Consider the following 20,926-nt stretch of genomic DNA (forward strand, 5'->3'; position numbering starts at 1 on the left):
AGGTCGTTTTAGATCCTCTCAGGCTACCTCACGGCCCAAATTCGCACGCTCAGTCCAACAAATTCTCGCTTCCGAGGCATTGATCCACTGAGTGATAACCTATCAAGCCAACAAAAGCTCCCACTCCTCATAACAAGCAGCGAGCGCAATCTTCCGCTCATCAACAGCAGCGGTCTTCTCTTGAACGAGCACATAGTTGTTATACACAGCAGGGTCAGCAAGCTCCGCCTCCAAGGCGGACACTTCATCTTCCAGTCGGGCGATATCGGACTCGAGCTGTTCCAGCTTGCGCTGGCGGCTGCGTTCTTCGCGCTTCGCAAGCTTGTCTGCTTCATACCCACCGCCACTCACAGGTTCACTTTTCCCAGCCGAACCACTGCCTCCAGCAGCCTTCTTCTCCGCTTCTTTAGCCAGACGCTTCGCTTCCATCTCGGCGAGCTCGGCCTTTTTCTCCACGTAATCGTCGTAGTTGCCAAGATAGCTCGTTAGCCCATCCTTCTGCAGATCGAGCATGCTCTCAGCCATCTTGTTCAGAAAGTAACGGTCATGAGAGATGAAGAGGAGAGTGCCCTCGTAGTCCATCAATGCCGATTCCAAAACCTCTTTACTGTACAAATCCAAATGGTTGGTAGGCTCATCGAGGATCAAAACATTCGCTTTTTGCAGCATCAGCTTGGCTAAGGCTACGCGGGCCTTTTCCCCGCCGCTTAAGGCAGCGACTTTTTTGAAAACATCTTCACCGCTAAAAAGAAAGCTCCCGAGCACAGTCCGAATGCGTGCTTCTTCCAGATGCGGATACGTATTCCACACTTCTTCCAGCACATTGTTGGTAGGGGTCAGTCCTGTTTGCTCCTGATCGTAATAGCCAATTGTGACGCCAGCGCCCCACTTGAAGGTGCCTGCGTCTTGTTTGTGCTGACCAATTAATGTTTTGAGCAAGGTGGATTTACCCACACCGTTGGGTCCAATGAGTGCAGCGGTTTCCGAACGACGAAGCTGGAAGGAGACGCCATCGAGCAATCGGTTTTTTCCATCATAGGAAAGCGCTAATCGATCAACCTGCAGCACTTCCTTGCCGGAGGTCTGCTCGATTTCAAAAGAAAACGAAGCCCGCTTCAAATCCCCCATCGGCTTATCGAGTCGATCCATTTTTTCGAGCTGCTTGCGGCGGCTCTGCGCTCTCTTCGTCGTGGAAGCACGCACAATGTTGCGCTGAACAAAATCCTCCAGCTTGGAAATTTCATCCTGCTGCTTCTCGAACTGCTTCATTTCGATCTCATAATTAGCTTCTTTAATCTCGATGAATCGGGAGTAGTTCCCGGTATATCGTTTGGAAGCATTTCGCTCAATTTCATAAATAGATGTCACCAAAGCATCCAGGAAAAAACGGTCATGAGACACGACCAGAATAGCGCCCGGATAGCCGCGTAAATAACCTTCCAGCCAAGTTAGCGTTGGAATGTCCAAATGGTTCGTCGGCTCATCGAGCATCAGAAGATCGGGTTCTTCGAGCAGCATTTTGGCAAGTGCAAGCCTTGTTTTCTGACCGCCGCTAAGCGTTTTGACTAACGTATCCGGAGGATACTGACCGAAGCCCATCCCGTGCAAAATGCCGCGGATTTTCGCTTCAATTTCATAGCCCCCATGTTCACGGAACCATTCGGAGTGCAAAGCGTAACGATTCATCGTAGTTTCGTACTTTTTTTCGTCCGAGATCAAATTAGGGTCTGCCATTAATGCTTCAAGCTCACGAAGCTCTCGCTCTGTTTCCAGCAAGGAGCTAAACACGCTGAGCAGCTCGTTCCAGATAGACTTGTCCGTTTGCAGTCCGCTGTTTTGCTTCAAATAGCCGATTTTCGTTTCCTTCGCCTTAAATAAGTCACCGCTGTCATAGGACATTTCGCCGGCAATAATTTGGAGCAGCGTCGATTTACCGGCGCCATTCACGCCAACTAAACCGATCCGTTCTCTGTTTTCAATTTGAAGCGTTATATTGGAGAGTACGGAACGTACCCCATAGCTTTTTGAAATGTTAGAAACCTGTAATAGCATCTGCTGCTACCTCCTGCTTATTAATGAAAGGACCTGTCCAAGCCCGTCCTTTCGCCCTCTTATAAATCCCATCAATTCACTAGTATACACCATGCGAGGCGGCATCGTATGCTTAATTTTGCATAAATCAGCATGGGTGGGGGATGGGTAAATGGTACTTTTGAGGCATGCTAAGCATATAAGCTATACGTTCTTGCCCCTGCTTCTGTTGATATTTCTATGTCAAGGAGTAACAAGCTCATCAGACATTGGGAGGCAGGTCATATCTGCCGTTCACGCGTCTAGTTCAACCACTTCCCCAGCAGCATTCACGATTATGACGTTTAATATCCACCACGGTGAAGGTTTAGATGGTAGAGTAAATATAAAACGTATTGCTGATCTCATTCAAAATGAAAAAGCCGACGTCGTCGCTTTGCAAGAAGTGGATCGTTACCGCTGGCGCAGCGGGTATGTGGATCAAGCGAATGAACTGGCCGAGCTTCTTGGGATGGATATGCGTTTTGCACCTAGTTTAACCTATACAGCCGGTCAATATGGCAATGCGATTCTGAGCCGTTATCCGATTGAGGACAGCAGCTATACGCTCCTTCCTGGTCATAAGGAAACTAGAAGTCTGTTAGAGGTAACAATCAGGGTTGATTCTGAACCTGTTCGAATAGCCACCACGCATTTGGGTCTGTCCAATGAGGATCGAAGCCTTCAACTTGCTCGTATTTCAGAAATGGTAACAAACTACGATGACCCACTTGTTGTCGCGGGGGATTTTAATATGGAAGTAGACGCTTTTCCGTTCAAAATAGACACAGATCAGCTCATCAATGTACCATTAAGAGCGGGTGTGAATTCGACATTTACGGATGGGAAAAAGATCGATCACATCTTCACAAATAGGAAGAATGTCCAATCTTCATGGGCGATTCCGACGATATTCTCGGACCATTTTCCCGTAATAACGCGCATTCGACTGGAGTCCCCAGTGCAAGTATAGTTTTTTTCCTTGTTTATGTTAAAATGGGGGAAACCACTCCTCGTTAGGGAAGGGCTGAAGCTAGTATGAACATCCGAGAGCGGAAAATCGAATTACGCAAAGAAATGGAAGAACTGCGCTCCTCCATCATGTCTGAAGAACGTGAAGAGAAGCAGCAGCGCATAAATGAGAGATTGAAAAAACTATGCAGCGATAGGCTTCTTGGGCATGGACAGAATGAAACGTCCGCTCCGCCTACGATCATGAGTTATATGCCTTTTCGGTCTGAGCCGGATGTTGCCCCTCTGATGGAATGGTGTTGGGAGCAGGGAATTCGTGTGCTTGTGCCGAAGGTTGTAGCAGATACGAAGACAATGAATTTACATGTCATAAGCAGCTATGAAGATGTGGAAAGCGGGGCATGGGGCATCAGAGAACCTCGCGCCGAGGTGCAGATTGAACACGATTTGTCCACCCTATCTATGATCTTAGTGCCAGGGCTTGCTTTTGATTTGGATTTTGGAAGACTGGGCTATGGGGGCGGTTTTTATGATCGCTTCATGCAGTTATTTGCTGCTCGTGGGCTTAAAAGACCATTTGCGCTTGCAGCCGCTTTTGATAATCAATTGATTCCTGCGGTCCCTTCTTCCTGGCATGATTTCCGAGTTGACGGAATCGTCACCGAGAGCAAAATGGTCTTCAAATCAGAAACCTAAAATAGAGGTGAGTGCTTTGCCCGATTCTTCCCCATTAACCCATTTTAATGAGCAGGGACGAGCACGAATGGTCGACATTTCGGACAAAACAGAGACGAAACGTACGGCTACCGCGCGTTCCACATTAATGATGAAGAGCGAGACGCTCGATTTAATTAAGCAGGGTAAAATGAAAAAAGGCGACGTCCTCGCCGTTGCGCAAGTGGCAGGCATCATGGCCGCCAAAAAAACGTCAGACTGGATTCCCATGTGCCATCCAATTGCGCTCACGGGCATTGATATTCAGTTTGCTGATAATGGCAACAATGAACTATACATAGAAGCAACTGTCCGGACGACGGGTCCGACTGGCGTTGAGATGGAGGCTTTAACTGCCGTATCCGCCGCCGCACTAACCGTCTACGATATGTGCAAAGCAGTAGAGAAGGATATGATTATCAGCTCCACGCTGCTTGTCCTCAAAACAGGCGGCAAAAATGGGGATTTTCACAGACAAGATAGTTGACCGTGACGCGACTAGACAGATTAAGCAGTTTTTTTCATAGAAATGAAAGTCGACGATCACTCAGGTTAGTGGGGTTATCTCATTCAGTTAACAAGGGAGAGGTGACGAAGGATGCACTGGAAAGTTGCGATTTTGACAGCCAGTGACCGCGGTTACCGAGGAGAACGAGAAGACACTAGCGCTCAGGTAATCCGCGAGCTGATTGAAGAGGAAATTCAAGGCGAGATCATCGAATACCGGGTCGTTCCGGATGAGATGGATGAAATCATGGCTTCATTAATAGAAATGACGGATTATTATCAGGCAGATTTGATTTTAACGACTGGCGGGACGGGACTAGCCCCCCGAGATGTGACACCGGAAGCAACACTCAATGTAATTGATCGGGTAGCACCGGGTTTTGCTGAAGCCATGCGGATGATTTCGATGCAAAAAACACGGAAAGCGATGCTTTCCAGAGCGGTATCCGGCATTCGCGGGCGCACGCTGATCATTAATTTGCCGGGCAGCCCCAAGGGCGTTCAGGAGAATCTGATGGCGATTATCGATCAGCTTCCGCATGCGCTGGGGATTCTGACAGGCAAAGAAGGTGACCATGGGTGAGCAAACATGAATCCATGCTGCGCGAGGTTAAAGTCGAAGATGCCATCGGCATGATTTTGCCTCATGATCTGACTCAGATTTTGCCTGGCGAGTTCAAAGGGCGCCTGTTTCGCAAAGGCCATCAGGTGACTGAGGCCGATATTCCTGCGCTTCTGAGCATCGGCAAAGAGCATATTTATGTGATGGAGCTGCAGCCTGGCTACCTGCATGAGGATGAAGCTGCGCTGCGAATGGCGAACGCGATAGCTGGAGAGCACCTCACGCTGACAGAGCCGCATGAGGGCAAAGTGAACGTGAAATCGGCGATTCACGGCTTGGTCAAGATCGATAGGGCGTTCGTGGACAGTGTGAACGCCATCGATGAGGTCGTGTTGTCGACGATTCGCAGCAACACGGTTGTTCAGGCAGGCACTTCGCTAGTTGGCACGCGGGTAATCCCGCTGATTGTGGACGAAGCGAAGGTTGCAGAGGTCGAGCGCCTGGCTGCCGCTCGACGTGAGGAGGGCTTCACCTTGCTTGAGGTGAAGCCGTTTCGCAAGCTCCGCGTCGGCGTTATTACGACGGGCAGCGAGGTCTTCAAGGGCCGAATCAAGGATAAATTCGGCCCGGTTGTGAAGGAGAAGCTCGCGCAGCTCGGCTCCGAGGTAGTAGACCAACGCTTCGTGTCAGATGACAGCGAAGCGATTGTAGGTGAGATCCACGCGCTGCTAGCGCTGGGCGTGGATCTAGTCTTGGTCACGGGCGGCATGTCCGTGGACCCAGACGATCGCACACCGGGTGCGATCAAGCAGGCCGGCGCCCGCGTGGTCAGCTATGGCACGCCGATGCTGCCGGGCTCGATGCTGATGATCGCCTATCTAGGCGATGTGCCGATCATGGGCTTGCCGGGTTGCGTGATGCACGACCCATACACGTCCTTTGATGTGCTGCTCCCGCGGATTTGCGCGGGCGAGACTATCGTGCGCAGCGACATCACGGAGATGGGGTACGGTGGGTTTTATCAGTGTTAGCTAGTGGCTACTGCTAGCGTTAGCAGTAGTTTTTTGCAGTAGTTGATGAGAGATTGCAAGATATGTATGTTTGGTTTTGCTGGGTGAGTTGTTTAAGGGTTACTCTGCTGATTTGTTTTTTTAGCACATTCGGACATTTTGCTGCATTTTGTGCAGGTAATTTGGATGAATTTGTTTCGTATCTAGCAAATTGCTGCAAAATGTACATCTTTTTTTGGCGCTTTGGCGGTATATTAGCTGTTTTCTCTGCTGATTTTGATGAACAAAATGCAGGTAAAGTGGGCCATATGTGTGTTTGCCCATTTATTTATACGGTTTAGTCGAAGTCGCAACAAAAAAATGGAGATGAAGTCCATGTTCCAAAATATCGGTTTCACCGAGCTCTTATTAATAGCCATCGTTGCTCTTGTCATATTTGGACCGCAGAAGCTGCCCGAAATTGGTCGCGTGCTGGGGCGTACGATCAGCGATTTTAAGAAAGGCGCTCACGCCCTACTGAACGATGAGCCTGAAGAAGCGGCGGCGCAGGTCAAACCAGCTCCGCAGGTTTCGACTCAAGGCGGAGCGGCCTCGTCAAACGCTGTCGAAGCAGGTGCTCCTTCCGAGAGAGCGGCAGTGGAGTTTGTATCGGCAGCTCCCGCAGTAGTTGAGTCGGCTGTCGAACCGAGTGCAGCTACACCTGAAGTAGCGGAGTCAGTCTCTTCCGCAACTGCAGAACCCAAGGTTGTTCATGCGGTTGTTCAGCCCGTTGACGCGTCTTCAGCACAATCGGGTTCGTCTACTGCAACTGAACCATCTGCCTCTCAGGCAGCAGTCTCCGCTGTGGAAGCACCGTCGGTCACACCGACGGAACCCGCTCAGACGGAAGCAGCATCTGCCCCCACGGCAGCATCTGCCCCGACGAGCGCACCCAAGGCCGCGCCTATCGCGCCGCCAAGCAACACGCGGCGTCTACCGGACTAGCCGCTTTCTTTTCAGCATAACAAGTGCTTCAGCCGTAAGGTTTGATCCACTAGATCAGGTTGGTGAAATATGACAACGAACGAAGAAATGTCACTCGTAGAGCACCTTGGTGAGCTGCGCAAACGAATCATGTGGGTACTGGTCGTCCTGGTCATAGGGATGGTAGGCGGACTAATCTGCGCGAAGCCGATCATTCGCTACCTCAAAAACATTCCGCCTGCTGATAGCATCGGTTGGAACGTTTTTTCCCCGTGGGACGCTTTACGCTTGTATATGAATTTTGGTTTGGCCGTAGGTATTCTTATTACCCTGCCGGTTATTCTTTATCATATATGGGCGTTTGTTAAGCCTGGCTTGCGCGAGTCTGAGCAGAAGGCATCGATTATTTATATTCCTTATGCGTTTTTGTTGTTTTTAGTAGGTCTTTCCTTTGGTTATTGGGTTGTTTTTCCGATGGCTTTTTACTTTACTTCCTCCATTAGCCAAAGTCTTGAAATTACGGAGATGTATGGCGCAGCGCAATATTTTACATTCATGTTCAACATTATTCTGCCGCTGGCTATTGTGTTTGAGCTGCCGATTGTGGTGATGTTCCTCACGAAAATTAGGCTTCTGAATCCGAAGCGTCTGCACAAGTTCAGAAGATATGCGTACATGCTTCTCGTTATATTGTCTACGTTGATTACGCCGCCGGATGCGATTTCGGCCATTTTAGTGGCTTTGCCGCTTATTGTTTTGTATGAATTTAGCGTATTTATGTCGGGGTTCATCTATCGCAAACAGTTGGCGAAGGATGCTGAATGGGAGCGGGAGTTCGGTCCTAAATAATAAAACAGTCTGCGTAATGTGCAGGCTGTTTTTCTTTTTTAGTAGGGAATATTTGTTTTTCATTTGGGTAGAATGAGGGGGGTGTCCGAAAGAATGAAAAATGTGTAAAAGGACTTGCAAATTACTCCCAGAATGAGTATCATAAGAATTGTTGTTAGCACTAAACACATTCGAGTGCTAATAATCGACAAACCCATTACCAATTTTCTAAAGGAGGCTATTTTTCCATGATCAGACCGTTAGGTGATCGAGTAATCATTGAAGCCGTTGCGAAAGAGGAGACTACTGCAAGTGGCATCGTGCTGCCAGATACAGCTAAAGAAAAACCACAAGAAGGTAAAGTTGTAGCCGTAGGCGCAGGCGCGTTGAAAGATGGCGTACGTGTTCCGCTTGAAGTAAGCGAAGGCGACCGCATCATTTTCTCCAAATACGCTGGAACTGAAGTGAAATACGAAGGCCGCGAACTGTTGATCTTGCGCGAAAGCGACATTCTCGCAGTATTAGCCTAATTTTAGCAGGATATAGATCGGCAGTACGTATACTTAGTTTTTACGTTTTACTACTTACTATGTACAGGTTCTAAATTAGAGGAGGTTTCCTATTCATGGCAAAAGAAATTAAGTTCAGTGAAGACGCACGCCGCGCGATGCTTCGTGGGGTAGATGCTTTGGCTAATGCTGTAAAAGTAACCCTCGGTCCTAAAGGCCGTAACGTTGTTCTTGAGAAAAAATTTGGCAGCCCGTTGATCACAAATGACGGTGTTACGATTGCAAAAGAAATCGAGCTTGAAGATGCTTTCGAAAACATGGGAGCACAACTTGTTAAAGAAGTTGCTACCAAAACAAACGATGTTGCTGGTGACGGTACAACAACTGCAACGGTTCTAGCACAAGCTATGATCCGCGAAGGTCTGAAAAACGTAACTGCAGGCGCTAACCCAATGGTTATCCGCAAAGGTATCGAGAAAGCTGTTAAAGCAGCTGTTGAAGAGCTTCAAAAAATTGCAAAACCAATCGAAGGCAAACAATCCATCGCACAAGTAGCGGCAATCTCTGCTGCTGACGAAGAAGTAGGCGAATTGATCGCTGAAGCTATGGAAAAAGTAGGTAAAGACGGTGTTATCACTGTTGAAGAATCCAAAGGATTCCTTACTGAACTCGAAGTTGTAGAAGGTATGCAATTCGACCGTGGTTACACTTCCCCATACATGATCACTGATACGGATAAAATGGAAGCTGTCCTTGACAACCCATACATCCTGATCACTGACAAAAAAATCTCGAACATCCAAGAAATCTTACCTGTTCTTGAAAAAGTGGTTCAATCCGGTAAACAACTTCTGATCATTGCTGAAGATGTTGAAGGCGAAGCACAAGCAACGCTTGTTGTTAACAGACTTCGTGGCACATTCACTTGCGTAGCTGTTAAAGCTCCAGGTTTCGGTGACCGTCGTAAAGCTATGCTTGGCGATATCGCTGCACTAACTGGTGGTCAAGTGATTACAGAAGAGCTTGGATTGGATCTGAAATCCACAACTCCTGACCAATTGGGTAGCGCGCGTCAAATCCGCGTAACCAAAGAGAACACCATCATCGTTGATGGCGCTGGCGACAAAAAAGACATCGGCGCACGTGTTACTCAAATTCGCGCACAATTGGAAGAAACAACTTCTGATTTCGATAAAGAAAAACTGCAAGAGCGTTTGGCTAAACTTTCTGGCGGCGTAGCTGTTATCAAAGTTGGCGCAGCAACTGAAACTGAGCTGAAAGAGCGCAAACTTCGTATCGAAGATGCTCTGAACGCAACTCGTGCAGCTGTTGAAGAAGGTATCGTTTCTGGTGGTGGTACAGCCCTAGTTAACGTGTACAACGCAGTAGCTAAAGTAGTAGCTGTTGGCGACGAGCAAACAGGCGTAAACATCATCCTGCGCTCCCTAGAAGAGCCAGTTCGCACAATCGCAGCTAACGCTGGTCAAGAAGGCTCCGTAATCGTTGAGCGCCTCAAGAACGAAAAAGTAGGCATCGGCTACAACGCAGCAACTGGCCAATGGGTGAACATGTTCGAAGCAGGTATCGTTGACCCTGCTAAAGTAACTCGTTCCGCACTGCAAAACGCAGCATCCGTAGCAGCTATGTTCCTAACAACAGAAGCTGTTATCGCTGACAAACCGGAAAAAGACAAACCAGGCATGCCTGACATGGGCGGCATGGGTGGAATGGGCGGCATGATGTAATAAGGGTTAACCCCCTTATGCATCAAGCTTTCCCAGATAGTAACAAAAAAGAGACCCTTCACAAGTTCGCTTGTGAAGGGTCTCTTTTTGCATGATTTCAATTCAAATCCCAAGCCGCAACAACCTTATTCTTCCCCGTCTGCTTCGCAGTAATCTCCGCCGTATCGGCCTGTTCAATCAATTGGTCTCTATCGAAGTTGTAGATGCATCTCCGAATAATCAGGGGCATGAGAGTATGTTAAATGCCGAAAGTCGGAATTCGTGTTTTGAGTTGTATGATTCATCATTCTCCCTCCTCCTTCTAAGGTATGGGAATTCAAGACGCAGGGGATGGGATGATACCATCAAATCAATGTCATCTCTCAATTGTAACAAATATATGAAGCAAAAGGGAGAGGTATCATGGTGCTAGTAGCCTGCCATTTTCGAGTCTGCTTGGACATTTAACCTGCTTGGCCCATAAAATTCGCCTATTTATTGGATAAATAGGCATTGGTACATTCATTGGACTAGGGATAAACGTATACTAACATAAACCTATAGAGGAGTTGACCCGTCAATGGATCATTACAAACCTAACCAACTCAGCCCGCTTAGTCAACCGTTCCAACCTAGCCAACTCAGCCCACTTAGCCAACCTAGTCAACCTGGCCCAGGCAAACCATATCAATGTCCACCAACTGACCCGATCATGACAAGTCCAGAAAGAATCGTAAGAGACTTCTACCACCCACAGAAAGTTCAAGTTATTCATCCTATTCAAATCGTTAACCGCCACCACTGTGTTCCTGTCTATGAGCATGTGTACACTTGTTCAGAGACAGATGAATATTGCGGCACTCACCCGCATCCGCATCAAGGGATATTGCGCGATTAGTTGACAAGGAAACCCCCGAAAGGAATCGTTGATTCTTTTCGGGGGTTGTTTTATGTAGTGTTCCGAACAAAGAAATTGTCGAATACACGGGGGCTACATGAAAAAAAGGACCTGATACATTGTATCAGATCCCTTTTTGAAGTTGCGGTTGAATTAGTTGATAAAGTCAGCTTTAGTCAAGAATCGTTTCAGCATAGTAGCAGCTTCTGCGCGAGTAGCTTGCTTACTGGAACCGATTGTTGTATTAGTTAATCCATTGATGATACCAGCATCGATTGCAGCTGCGATTTCTTTCTTAGCCCATACAATTTGGCCAGCATCAGTGAACTTACCTAATAATGTAGCTTGTTGTGTTACGGAAAGATCAGATTTCACGCCTGCGAATGTAAGAGCGCGAACCACCATAGTAGCAAGCTCTTCACGAGTGATTTGAGCGTTGGCTTTGAAGGAACCGTCTTCGTATCCGTTGATGATCTTCGCCCCGACAGCGGCAGCAACAGCACCTGCATACCAATCAGAGGATTTCACATCAGTAAATGTAGTGGACGTAGCATCTGTGTTCAGTCCAAGGGAACGAACAACCAATGCAGCGAACTCAGCACGAGTGATATTGCGGTCAGGAGCAAAGGTAGTATCAGTTGCGCCATCAATTACCAACTTGTTTGCAAGGAGACTTACATCATCCTTAGACCAGTGGGAAGCAATATCTGTGAAGTTCTTGTTGATTTCAACTACAGTATAGATACTGTTACCGTTACGTTTCAGTGTAGCTACAGTTTTACCGTCTTTCGTTTCGAAAGTTGCAGGCACGAAGCTGAATTTCTTGGTAACTTCGTTATAAAGAACGCCTGTCACTTTCTTCATGTCTACGGCTTTGCCGATTGTTACGCTACGGGAAACATAAGAGTTTCCGAAACCATTAATCTCTACCGACTTACCGTCTTTGCCTTCTGCTGTGACTTTAAAGTCAATAGCATCAGTCAAGGATGTAGCTCCGATAGCCTTCACTCCATCACTAACTGCTGTTGCTGTTGTGCCACTTACTTTCGTGATCGAAACTTTGATGTTCAGATCAGCTACAGCAATACCAAGTGATTTGGCAAGATCGTCAAGCTTCAGAAGGGATAATGGAAGTACATAAGTACCGTTCTCGGATGTGATTGTTACAGATGTGCCAGCTTTTTTAGCTGCTTCAATTAGACCTGATGCAGATAGAGAAGCGGAATCGCCCTTTAATTTGATAGTAACATTATCGTTACCGGCAAAAGCTTTTTCCAAAGCTTCTTTGGCTACAGGGCTGCCTACCGTAATCTCGATCTCGTTGGATGGTCCGTTTGCTTTTGTACCACCAGGATTGCTTGGGCTAGTATCTTTATCTGTTTCTGTAGCTGTAGTACTTACAGTCTTCGACAACTCGGTTGTAGACCAATAACCCTTGACATCTATGGCCTTCACCATAAAGGTGTAAGAAGTCCCTGCCGTTAAGCCATTCACTGTGTAAGTAGTGCTTGTAACAGTTCCAGCAGGTAAGGTACCATTGTAAATAAAGTAAATTACAGTGGATGTATCAATAGCAGCAGGCCAAGATAATACCACAGAGGTTTCACTTGGTGTAGCCGATAAAACAGCGTCTGTCCAGTCTGGTGGAGTTGTATCAACTACTGGAACTGGAACAACTGGAGTACTTGTTGTACTTACAGTCTTAGTCAATACAGTTGTAGACCAATTACCGTTAGCATCTACAGCTTTCACCTCAAAGGTGTAAGAAGTCCCTGCCGTTAAGCCATTCACTGTGTATGTAGTGCCTGTAACAGTTTCAACAGATAAAGTACCATTGTAAACATAGTAAGTTACAGTGGATGTATCGGTTGCTATTGGCCAAGATAATACCACAGAGGTTTCTCCTGGTGTTGCAGACAATACAGCGCCTGTCCAATCAGGTGATGTTGTATCAACTGTTGGTGTTACAACTACTGGAGCTGTATAAGTTGCTGTGTATACTGATGTAGTCACATCTGGAGCCTTAAGAGTAACAGTGTTATATACGTTTCCTGTAACATTGAAGTCAGTGAGTGTATAAACGTACACACTGTCAGTAACATTGTACGTGCTGTATGTAGCTGTGGTAGAAGTGACATATCCATCGGGACCGTAAACATGTACGGCAACTCCTTTTGGCGAATATGTTTCTCCATAAACAGTAGCAGATACATTCTTACCGTCAAACGTTACTCCGGAAAATCCACTAGAAGCAAAAGCGATAACAGGCATGAACACCATAAGCAACATAGCTAAAAACAGTACTTGTGAAGTTTTCATCATTGCATTCTTGTTTAACAAGGTATGTTCTCCTCCTTTCTTTGAATAGTTAGACTCTTCTTTTTTTAACAGCATAGTTCTTCTCTCACCTCCTTTGAATAGTAAATAGTAATTTAAGACTAGTTCCAAACTACTATCAGCTCAAACATACTATCACCATTTTTGGGAGATTTATAGACTTGACATTTGAATATTCGGCATTTTGTAAAAGTGTGTGATGTTTCACATTATTAATGGTGAATTTGTCGAAAAAAACCTGTACCAAAGGACATAGAGTCCAATGAATCAGGACTAATATTAATAGAATAATAGTAAATAAATCCTGTTTTTTCTCTCAGGGGTTATCTTTTTTAATCCCCATTGATACCTATTGATGATGTAGTAGCGGATATAACGATCAATTTTAGCGTTGTAGTCCCGTAATGATGGACAACTACGGTGTTCTATGTGGTCCTTCATGTGGCATTAAAACGACTCCTGTAGTGCATAGTCCCAGCAATTCCCGCTTCTGGACATGGATTGGCCTAAACCCCTGTACTTGGAACTCGTGTAATGACTTCCTTGGTCCGAATGGATAAATGCATCCTTGTGTGGCTTCAGCCGTCTTTGCTTTACGAGTGCGTCAATCGTATCAGTAGCAATGTCTAGTTGTGAGGCGATTGGATAGATTATAAGAGAGGATTTCTCCTGTTGAGGCATCTAATATGGTCGACAAATAAGCCGTCTCTGAGCGGCTATTAGGGAGGTAGGTAATGTCGGTGAGCAATGGAAGGCCAGGAACACCTTTTCTAAAATCCCTCTCTAAGCTATTGGGGAGCGTTCGATGTTCCTGTCTCGCCTTGGCCATACGTTTGTATGGATTTGGTTTTCGATGTGGACATACGAGGTTAAATTTCTTCATAAGCCTGCGAATTCTCTTCAAGTTGTAGATAAACGCCAAAGTCGTTCTCAAGTGTCATCTTGATAGAGCGAGAACCCTTTTTGAAGCCCTTTCTATGAAATGCTTTCTTGATTAGTTCTCCGGCTTGTATGTAGCTATAGTATCCTGAGCGGGATACGTTAAGTAAATCGCAAAGATAGCGAGTAATACGTCCTAGGCCCTGATCTACAGTATCACTTAATCAGTTCGAATGACTTATTCTTTTTTCTTTCGTGTCTAGCTTTTTTAACAATTCCACCTGAGACTCGAGGAGCTTAATCCTTGCTTCATGTTTTGCAATCACTTCGTCCTGCGTAGGTTCACGCTTCAGACGACGCCCAGAGGATTCTTTACGGGAGTCGGCTAATCGAATTATTCCTTCTTGGGTCGTATGCTTTCTTCCAACGCTCGGCGCACTGTTTTACACGTTTCATTCCAATTACGTTTACTTTAAACCTGTTTGCTTCAAAGATCTCTCTAGGGGTTTGACCTGCCATGTATTGATCAATGAACAACTGCATTAATTCATCGGCATAGGTTATTGCTTTTTCGCTTATTGTAGTCACGCATCTATTCGTTGATAAATTTAAACTGTCTTTTTCACTAAAGATTTTCTTAGACATGATGTAATCCTCTCCGGTATTTACTCTAGTATACAAAAAAGGTACCCACAGCCTGAACACTTTTTTTCTAAGTGTCCAGTCTATGGGTACCAGTTTAAATACCGAAGCCCCACTATTTTAATTCATATTCACTATTGTTTCAATCTGTTGTTTTTCTTTCGCATCTTTTGCAATCAGCTTATCATATAAAGTTTGGTCGTTCAGCTGTTGCTTCTGAAGGGCAGCCAGGTACCAACGAGCAACTAAACGATTAGTTGCATCATCCAGTTGATCAGTGACAAATGGCTTAAGTAAATTAGATGCAGCGACGTAATCACCACGTAATAAATAGATCTGGGTAACACCGAGAGCAATTTTGTTCGTGACGTTGAACATGCGTCCTTTTTGCTGTTCTCCAGGTAGGGTCTCTAAGTATTTCGTTTTTAGCAAAACGGTATTATACACTTCGAGAACACTATTCCAGTTTTGTTCCATAATCTTAATATTTTTCTCCATTTTGGCCGCGGTACCTAATTGTACCTTTAGATTAATCGTGTCTTCATAAAGCGTAATATCCCATGGGAAGTTAACCAACTCAGAAGCTGCAAGATCAGCGGCTTTATCTAATTGGTTCTTGATCTGATGGGCGTAAATCTGCTGTGCAACGCGTTGACGATTATAGGGTTCGGCCGCGTTCAATCCATTTAATAAATTTTGTGCCTCTGTATAGAATTTCTCATCCTTAGTCTGGTTATATACTTGGAAAAGAATCCCTACCTTCTGCAAGACATAATTTGGATGGTTAGGATGTAGTTTAATGGCTTCTTTAAGCGGTTTAGTGATGGTGTTATAATCATTGCTAGTAAGAGTGACAGCAGTGAATTCTTTAAATGAACTATTAGCACTTAGTAATCTTAGACTAATAAAGAACATAATGATAGATAGGACAAGAAGCAAGATGGGGTAAGTCTTATTAATAATGAAATTACTTTGTGGAACCTTATCTAGCCATTGACGTAAAAGTGCTTTTTGATTAAGTTGAACATTCGAAGCCAATGCACCAAGTGAGAAAAATAATAATACAGATAAATAGACATAACTCATGTCAAAGTCAATAACACTATGAAAAAGTAACGAAATTGTTAGAATAAAAAATATAAAATGTCGCTCTTTATCTTCATTACTGCTTTTGAAATAGTTTCTAATGTAGCAGTAGTAAATAAGAACAAGAAAAATAATGAAAATAGATAACCCTATGATTCCAACCTCAACCAAATACTGTAAGAAAAAATTGTGTGCTTGCCTGCTTACATACGGGTTGTTTTGGTATTTCTCATATAGAGCAGACCATGCTCCACCACCAGCACCAAAGACTGGATAATCTTTTGACAATTTAATAGCATCCTTATAGAATGTTCCTCTTTCCAACACGCTGTTTTGGGCAAAATTGATATTTTCAACCCGGTGTTTAATATTCTGGGGTAGCATATTCTTAAAGCCTGAATCAGAAAATAGTAGAGAGATTCCAACAATTCCAACGATTATTGCAGTTAGGGGCAAAATTAAATTCACCCAACTATATTTTTCCCATCGATCTAAGTATTTCTTTAATAAAGGCATTATTACCATCTGAACAAATACTATTACAACTGTAAAACCTAAAGCTGCAAAAACAAGAACAGACCAACCCCCAGTTAATGTAGGGTTGCTTGGGTTTTTAAAATGTTCGACACCAATATTATTAATTTTTGATAAGATTGCAAATGATGTAACAATTGCCAATAAAAAGTAAAAAAGAAAAATGAATTGCCGATGCAATTTAAAGAAAAATAATATTATTAGTGCTATTATGGGGAGGATTACAAGAGCCCCGCGAGATAAAGTAAGCATAAAGGAAACTAGAATTGGAACTATCATTAAAGAATGGATGACAACAAAATACCATTTCTTTGATTTAATAATCATGAATATTGTGCTAAATAATAAAGCAATCAAATAAGCTGCATAGGCATTTGCATATTGGAAAACGGAAGTTAAACGTATTCCATTTATTTCTTCCCCCATTACAGCATCGCGATATACACTAGAATTGTCGTCTACATCAATTAGTAGCCATTTAAACAAGTTATAAATATAAGTTCCATTACCCAACCAATGGAAAATCCCGAATAGTACAATAATATACCCACTAAATAAAAACATTATTTCAATAAAGTTAGAACCTAGTTTATTTCTAGATAGATATAATCCTAATATAAAAAAAGATGTATACATTATTTCAATGTAGAGCATATTGGCTGAATAATAGGAGGACGCACTTGAGAACGTAGAAAGTAAGTAACAGATTGGCAATAACCAAACCAAAATACTCATTACATCACGAAAGGTGATTAAACTCCAGTTATAAATAAAATAAATTGCTAGTAAAAACATAATTAAGGAAATCCATACTAGTGCAGAATAGATTGGCCTTTCAAAATCCACAGTGTTTCCATTGAATAATGCTTTCTGGAATGGAGCCCAAAATAAAAAAGACGTGACAAAACTAATTAACAACCAAAAAATAATAGATTTTTTCTCATCATTACGAGGAACATTCTTTAAGCTAAATGGTTTCGTTGCTATACCTTTGTTTTCCATAAAATACTTCCCTTCCCTCCGAATTACGACAATAATCTTACCACAAACATCGACTTGATCCAACAAACATTCTTTAGAAATTGCCAGAAAGAATTAGTCACTAGTATTCAAGTACTATATTTGCTACAATATTTAAGTCTAAAATTCGTCAATGCTTTCAAATTCTAAAAATTGAATTAAACCTAATTCTATCATGAGGAGAGTAAACTACTAATGCAAGATGAAATCAGTTTAAGAGAGATTATAGAACCCCTTTGGATGAATAAATGGATAATAATTCTAATTATCTTGCTAACTACGATATTAACTGGAATTGCAAATTTTTTTATAATTAAACCAACTTATCAAGTCAATACAACACTTACAGTAAATAATTTAATAGATAAAGATCAACAAGTTAATAAAGATTTAAATATATTTGTAGAGCAAATGAAGAATAGCTATGTTGTCGATAGAATTGCTCAAAAGTTGAATTCTGATCCTGAATCAATAAATGTGATAAAAGATGGATTAAGTATTGAGGTCGTAAAAGGATCAAATTTAATAAAAATAAAAGTTGTAGGAGTAAATCCTGCAAAAATAACTACAGTAGCAAACATAGTGTCTAAGGAATTAGCCTCTCTAATTGAGAGTTCCACTCGATTAGATATGATTGTTATTTATAAAAAACGTCTGTCTGATGTCGAAGATTTATTGAAAGGTAGTTTATCTGAAGTAGAAGAAGCAAATAAACAGCTTCAAAGTATTCCCGAGAAAATAGTGACACAAAAAGTGCTTGCTGATGATGCTTACTTACAATCAATAGTCTCAGAGATAAGTAATACTAGTAATAAAAAGCTTGGTGCTATTGAATTGAAAAATGAAGAAATTAATCCTGTATATATATCTGTTAAAACAAAGTTGGCTGATGCTTCAATAAATACATCAAAGTTACAAGCCCAGAAGAAAAACCTTGAAGAAATGATAACAAAAAATCAAGAAGTAGTTAGAAGTTTACAAACAGCTACTAACCAGCAAAATGACAAAAATCAAGGTTTGATAGAATCATTAAGTCAGTTTAATGCTGTTGTCATTAATCCTGCATTAGAACCAAAAGCACCTATTGGTCCGAGAACAAAGATGAACACTGCCATTGCAGGAGTATTCGGGGCGGCTATTGGTTTACTATTTGTCTTAGTAAGAGAGTATTGGAAGAAAAGCCAAAAGACATCAATGAAAGAAAAAAATCTTTCGCTTTAGTATAAAGGGAGTGTGTAGAATGAAAGTTGTAATCTTAGCTGGTGGATTCGGAACAAGAATTAGTGAAGAATCACATTTAAGACCAAAACCAATGATAGAGATTGGTGGCAAACCAATCTTATGGCATATTATGAAAATTTATTCTTTTTATGGATATAATGAATTCATAATTTGCTTAGGATACAAAGGTTATTATATTAAAGAATATTTTGCTCATTATTTTTTACATGAGTCTGATGTTACCTTTGACTTCCAAAATGATAATCAGAGAATTATTCATAACCATTCTGCAGAGCCGTGGAAAGTAACCTTGGTTAACACGGGCATTGAAACTATGACAGGTGGTCGTGTTAAACGTATTAAAGACTATATTGGAAATGATACGTTTATGTTAACTTATGGTGATGGCGTTTCTAATGTTGATATAAAGAAACTGGTGGAAACACACAAAGCTCATGGTAAACTTGCGACTGTCACATCTACCCAACCAAGTGGAAGATTTGGTGCCTTAGAGTTGTCAAATAACAATATAGTTAAAGGATTTCAAGAAAAGCCTAAAGGAGACGGCGCATGGATTAATGCGGGTTTCTTTGTGTTAGAACCTGGAATTTTTGATTACATTGCAGGGGATTCAACAACGTTCGAAAAGGAACCTTTAGAACATATTGCGAGAGATAGGGAATTGTTAGCGTATAAACATGATGGGTTTTGGCAACCTATGGATACGGTTCGTGACAAAACTTATCTAGAAGACTTATGGACTAACGATAAAGCACCATGGAAGATATGGGAAAACAAAGTGGTGAATAATAAATGATAAATCAAAATTTCTGGAAGAACAAAAGAGTATTTGTTACTGGACACACAGGGTTTAAAGGTTCTTGGCTATCCTTGTGGCTGAATTCAATGGGAGCAAACATAACAGGATATGCACTTAATCCACCGACAAAGCCGAGTTTATATGAAATTTGTGAGATAGATCAATTAGTTAATTCTAATATTGGTGATGTACGGGATTACCAATCATTATACAATGCAATGTCGGAAGCACAGCCAGAAATTGTCATTCATATGGCTGCTCAACCTCTCGTAAGAGATTCGTATAAAAATCCTGTAGACACATATTCCATTAATGTAATGGGAACAGTCAATTTGTTAGAGTCTATTAGAAATTGTAAGAGTGTTCGTGCAGTGGTTAATGTAACAACAGATAAATGTTACGAAAACAAAGAATGGCCCTGGGGATATAGAGAAAATGAGCCGCTTGGGGGTTATGATCCTTACTCGAATAGTAAAGCATGTTCCGAATTGGTTACATCTTCTTATAGAAATTCCTTTTTCAATCCGAAAGATTACGAAAAGCATGGAGTAGGTATCGCTTCTGCAAGGGCTGGTAATGTAATTGGTGGAGGCGATTGGGCAGCAGATAGACTCATTCCCGATTGTATTAGAAGTCTACTGAATAATCAGCCAATTATCATTAGAAATCCTCATGCTATTAGACCTTGGCAGCATGTCTTGGAACCCTTAAGTGGCTACTTGCTTCTTGCGCAAAGGCTTTATGAAGATGGTGCTTCTTTCTCGGAAGGATGGAATTTTGGTCCGAATGATGAGGATGCAAAGTCGGTCGAGTGGATCGTGAGTAAGATGTGTACAATATGGGGTAATAATTCATCGTTTTCTATAGATGAGGGGAATCATCCCCATGAAGCACACTATTTAAAATTAGACTGCTCAAAAGCGAAAACTATATTGGGCTGGTACCCAAAATGGAATTTGGAACAAACATTGAAAAAGGTCATTTCCTGGGTAGAAGTTTATAAGAACGAAGACAATCTAATGGAAACTTGTTTGAAGCAAATTGATGAATATATATCAACATAAACAGGAGACTGAACATGAAAATAAACCAAACAGGTATTCCTGACTGTTTCGAAATAATTCCAAACAGATTTGTTGATGAAAGAGGGCATTTCGTAAAGACTTTTCATTCGGAAGTATACTTAGAATCTGGTTTAGAAACTAACTTTGTAGAACAATATTACTCCCATTCTAAAAAAGGTGTACTACGAGGTCTTCATTTTCAAACCCCGCCAAAAGAACATAACAAATTAGTATATTGCATCTCAGGTAATGTTATGGACGTAGTTGTTGATTTGAGAGAAGGTTCTCCTACCTACGGTAAGTATGAGATATTTGAACTTAATGACGTTACTCACAGTATTATCTATATTCCTTCCGGACTCGCACATGGTTTCATTGTATTAAGTGAATCAGCTACCTTAATGTATAATGTTTCATCCGTTTATTCAGCTCAATGTGATACTGGAATTCACTGGGATTCATTGTTAATACCTTGGCCGATTAAATATCCAATTATCTCCAAAAGGGATAGTGATTTTGTAAGATTTTCCGATTTTAAAAGTCCATTTGTTTATAGAGAGGGTTAA

The 20,926-nt window shown here is 42.6% G+C and carries 17 protein-coding genes; 13 read left to right on the forward strand and 4 right to left on the reverse strand.

The window, feature by feature from the left end; translation table 11 throughout:
* Positions 1 to 102: 102 nt before the first annotated feature.
* Complete coding sequence (locus QFZ80_RS38165; RefSeq protein WP_307563816.1) at positions 103 to 2,052, reverse strand: ABC-F family ATP-binding cassette domain-containing protein; 1,950 nt, start codon at positions 2,050 to 2,052, stop codon at positions 103 to 105.
* A 151-nt stretch (positions 2,053 to 2,203) separates the two neighbouring features.
* Here QFZ80_RS38165 and QFZ80_RS38170 point away from each other — a divergent pair, with 151 nt between their 5' ends.
* The 9 genes from QFZ80_RS38170 (at position 2,204) to groL (ending at position 9,880) form a co-directional block, all read left to right on the forward strand.
* Positions 2,204 to 3,043, forward strand: a complete 840-nt coding sequence (locus tag QFZ80_RS38170) for an endonuclease/exonuclease/phosphatase family protein (RefSeq protein WP_307563817.1) — start codon at positions 2,204 to 2,206, stop codon at positions 3,041 to 3,043.
* 65 nt (positions 3,044 to 3,108) lie between these two features.
* The gene (locus QFZ80_RS38175; protein ID WP_307563819.1) at positions 3,109 to 3,738 is read left to right on the forward strand and encodes a 5-formyltetrahydrofolate cyclo-ligase; all 630 of its coding nucleotides are present in this window, start codon (positions 3,109 to 3,111) and stop codon (positions 3,736 to 3,738) included.
* A gap of 16 nt (positions 3,739 to 3,754) precedes the next feature.
* Entirely contained in the window at positions 3,755 to 4,243 is a 489-nt protein-coding gene (gene moaC, locus QFZ80_RS38180; RefSeq protein ID WP_281365723.1) for a cyclic pyranopterin monophosphate synthase MoaC, read from the forward strand.
* Positions 4,244 to 4,354: 111 nt separating this feature from the next.
* Positions 4,355 to 4,846, forward strand: a complete 492-nt coding sequence (locus tag QFZ80_RS38185; protein ID WP_029197035.1) for a MogA/MoaB family molybdenum cofactor biosynthesis protein — start codon at positions 4,355 to 4,357, stop codon at positions 4,844 to 4,846.
* Positions 4,847 to 4,860: 14 nt separating this feature from the next.
* Positions 4,861 to 5,856, forward strand: coding sequence for a molybdopterin-binding protein (locus tag QFZ80_RS38190; RefSeq protein ID WP_307564343.1), 996 nt, complete (start codon positions 4,861 to 4,863; stop codon positions 5,854 to 5,856).
* 354 nt (positions 5,857 to 6,210) lie between these two features.
* Positions 6,211 to 6,819 (forward strand): twin-arginine translocase TatA/TatE family subunit, encoded by a 609-nt coding sequence (locus QFZ80_RS38195; protein WP_307563822.1) that lies wholly within the window; start codon positions 6,211 to 6,213, stop codon positions 6,817 to 6,819.
* A gap of 69 nt (positions 6,820 to 6,888) precedes the next feature.
* A complete protein-coding gene (tatC, locus tag QFZ80_RS38200; protein ID WP_307563824.1) occupies positions 6,889 to 7,647 on the forward strand; it encodes a twin-arginine translocase subunit TatC in 759 nt (252 codons plus the stop codon).
* Between the two features lie 227 nt (positions 7,648 to 7,874).
* A complete protein-coding gene (gene groES / locus QFZ80_RS38205; protein WP_028553854.1) occupies positions 7,875 to 8,156 on the forward strand; it encodes a co-chaperone GroES in 282 nt (93 codons plus the stop codon).
* A gap of 95 nt (positions 8,157 to 8,251) precedes the next feature.
* Entirely contained in the window at positions 8,252 to 9,880 is a 1,629-nt protein-coding gene (gene groL / locus QFZ80_RS38210; protein ID WP_307563826.1) for a chaperonin GroEL, read from the forward strand.
* A gap of 1,030 nt (positions 9,881 to 10,910) precedes the next feature.
* Here the strand turns inward: groL and QFZ80_RS38215 are convergent.
* From QFZ80_RS38215 to QFZ80_RS38225, 3 genes are all read right to left on the reverse strand, one after another.
* Positions 10,911 to 13,079 (reverse strand): S-layer homology domain-containing protein, encoded by a 2,169-nt coding sequence (locus QFZ80_RS38215; RefSeq protein ID WP_307563828.1) that lies wholly within the window; start codon positions 13,077 to 13,079, stop codon positions 10,911 to 10,913.
* Between the two features lie 1,266 nt (positions 13,080 to 14,345).
* Entirely contained in the window at positions 14,346 to 14,618 is a 273-nt protein-coding gene (locus QFZ80_RS39285; protein WP_373460338.1) for a hypothetical protein, read from the reverse strand.
* Between the two features lie 117 nt (positions 14,619 to 14,735).
* Entirely contained in the window at positions 14,736 to 17,237 is a 2,502-nt protein-coding gene (locus QFZ80_RS38225; protein ID WP_307563831.1) for an O-antigen ligase family protein, read from the reverse strand.
* A 213-nt stretch (positions 17,238 to 17,450) separates the two neighbouring features.
* Between QFZ80_RS38225 and QFZ80_RS38230 the strand changes: the two genes are divergently transcribed.
* The 4 genes from QFZ80_RS38230 to rfbC are packed head-to-tail and all read left to right on the forward strand — an operon-like array spanning position 17,451 to position 20,926.
* Positions 17,451 to 18,476, forward strand: coding sequence for a Wzz/FepE/Etk N-terminal domain-containing protein (locus tag QFZ80_RS38230; RefSeq protein WP_307563833.1), 1,026 nt, complete (start codon positions 17,451 to 17,453; stop codon positions 18,474 to 18,476).
* A 19-nt stretch (positions 18,477 to 18,495) separates the two neighbouring features.
* Positions 18,496 to 19,293 carry a glucose-1-phosphate cytidylyltransferase gene (rfbF, locus tag QFZ80_RS38235; RefSeq protein ID WP_307563835.1) on the forward strand — a complete coding sequence of 266 codons (798 nt, stop codon included), beginning with the start codon at positions 18,496 to 18,498 and terminating at the stop codon, positions 19,291 to 19,293.
* Complete coding sequence (gene rfbG / locus QFZ80_RS38240; protein ID WP_307563837.1) at positions 19,290 to 20,360, forward strand: CDP-glucose 4,6-dehydratase; 1,071 nt, start codon at positions 19,290 to 19,292, stop codon at positions 20,358 to 20,360. The genes rfbF and rfbG overlap by 4 nt, the downstream gene beginning before the upstream one ends.
* A gap of 14 nt (positions 20,361 to 20,374) precedes the next feature.
* On the forward strand, positions 20,375 to 20,926 hold the full coding sequence (gene rfbC, locus QFZ80_RS38245) for a dTDP-4-dehydrorhamnose 3,5-epimerase (RefSeq protein WP_307563839.1): 552 nt from the start codon (positions 20,375 to 20,377) through the stop codon (positions 20,924 to 20,926).

This window comes from Paenibacillus sp. V4I7 (assembly GCF_030817275.1).
In the GTDB taxonomy this organism is placed as follows: domain Bacteria; phylum Bacillota; class Bacilli; order Paenibacillales; family NBRC-103111; genus Paenibacillus_E.

Coding starts and splice junctions, on each gene's coding strand:
- QFZ80_RS38165 (WP_307563816.1), bottom strand. CDS start 2,052: ATGCTATTACAGGTTTCTAACATTTCAAAAAGCTATGGGGTACGTTCC.
- QFZ80_RS38170 (WP_307563817.1), top strand. CDS start 2,204: ATGGTACTTTTGAGGCATGCTAAGCATATAAGCTATACGTTCTTGCCC.
- QFZ80_RS38175 (WP_307563819.1), top strand. CDS start 3,109: ATGAACATCCGAGAGCGGAAAATCGAATTACGCAAAGAAATGGAAGAA.
- QFZ80_RS38185 (WP_029197035.1), top strand. CDS start 4,355: ATGCACTGGAAAGTTGCGATTTTGACAGCCAGTGACCGCGGTTACCGA.
- QFZ80_RS38190 (WP_307564343.1), top strand. CDS start 4,861: ATGCTGCGCGAGGTTAAAGTCGAAGATGCCATCGGCATGATTTTGCCT.
- QFZ80_RS38195 (WP_307563822.1), top strand. CDS start 6,211: ATGTTCCAAAATATCGGTTTCACCGAGCTCTTATTAATAGCCATCGTT.
- tatC (WP_307563824.1), top strand. CDS start 6,889: ATGACAACGAACGAAGAAATGTCACTCGTAGAGCACCTTGGTGAGCTG.
- groES (WP_028553854.1), top strand. CDS start 7,875: ATGATCAGACCGTTAGGTGATCGAGTAATCATTGAAGCCGTTGCGAAA.
- groL (WP_307563826.1), top strand. CDS start 8,252: ATGGCAAAAGAAATTAAGTTCAGTGAAGACGCACGCCGCGCGATGCTT.
- QFZ80_RS38215 (WP_307563828.1), bottom strand. CDS start 13,079: ATGATGAAAACTTCACAAGTACTGTTTTTAGCTATGTTGCTTATGGTG.
- QFZ80_RS39285 (WP_373460338.1), bottom strand. CDS start 14,618: ATGTCTAAGAAAATCTTTAGTGAAAAAGACAGTTTAAATTTATCAACG.
- QFZ80_RS38225 (WP_307563831.1), bottom strand. CDS start 17,237: ATGGAAAACAAAGGTATAGCAACGAAACCATTTAGCTTAAAGAATGTT.
- QFZ80_RS38230 (WP_307563833.1), top strand. CDS start 17,451: ATGCAAGATGAAATCAGTTTAAGAGAGATTATAGAACCCCTTTGGATG.
- rfbF (WP_307563835.1), top strand. CDS start 18,496: ATGAAAGTTGTAATCTTAGCTGGTGGATTCGGAACAAGAATTAGTGAA.
- rfbG (WP_307563837.1), top strand. CDS start 19,290: ATGATAAATCAAAATTTCTGGAAGAACAAAAGAGTATTTGTTACTGGA.
- rfbC (WP_307563839.1), top strand. CDS start 20,375: ATGAAAATAAACCAAACAGGTATTCCTGACTGTTTCGAAATAATTCCA.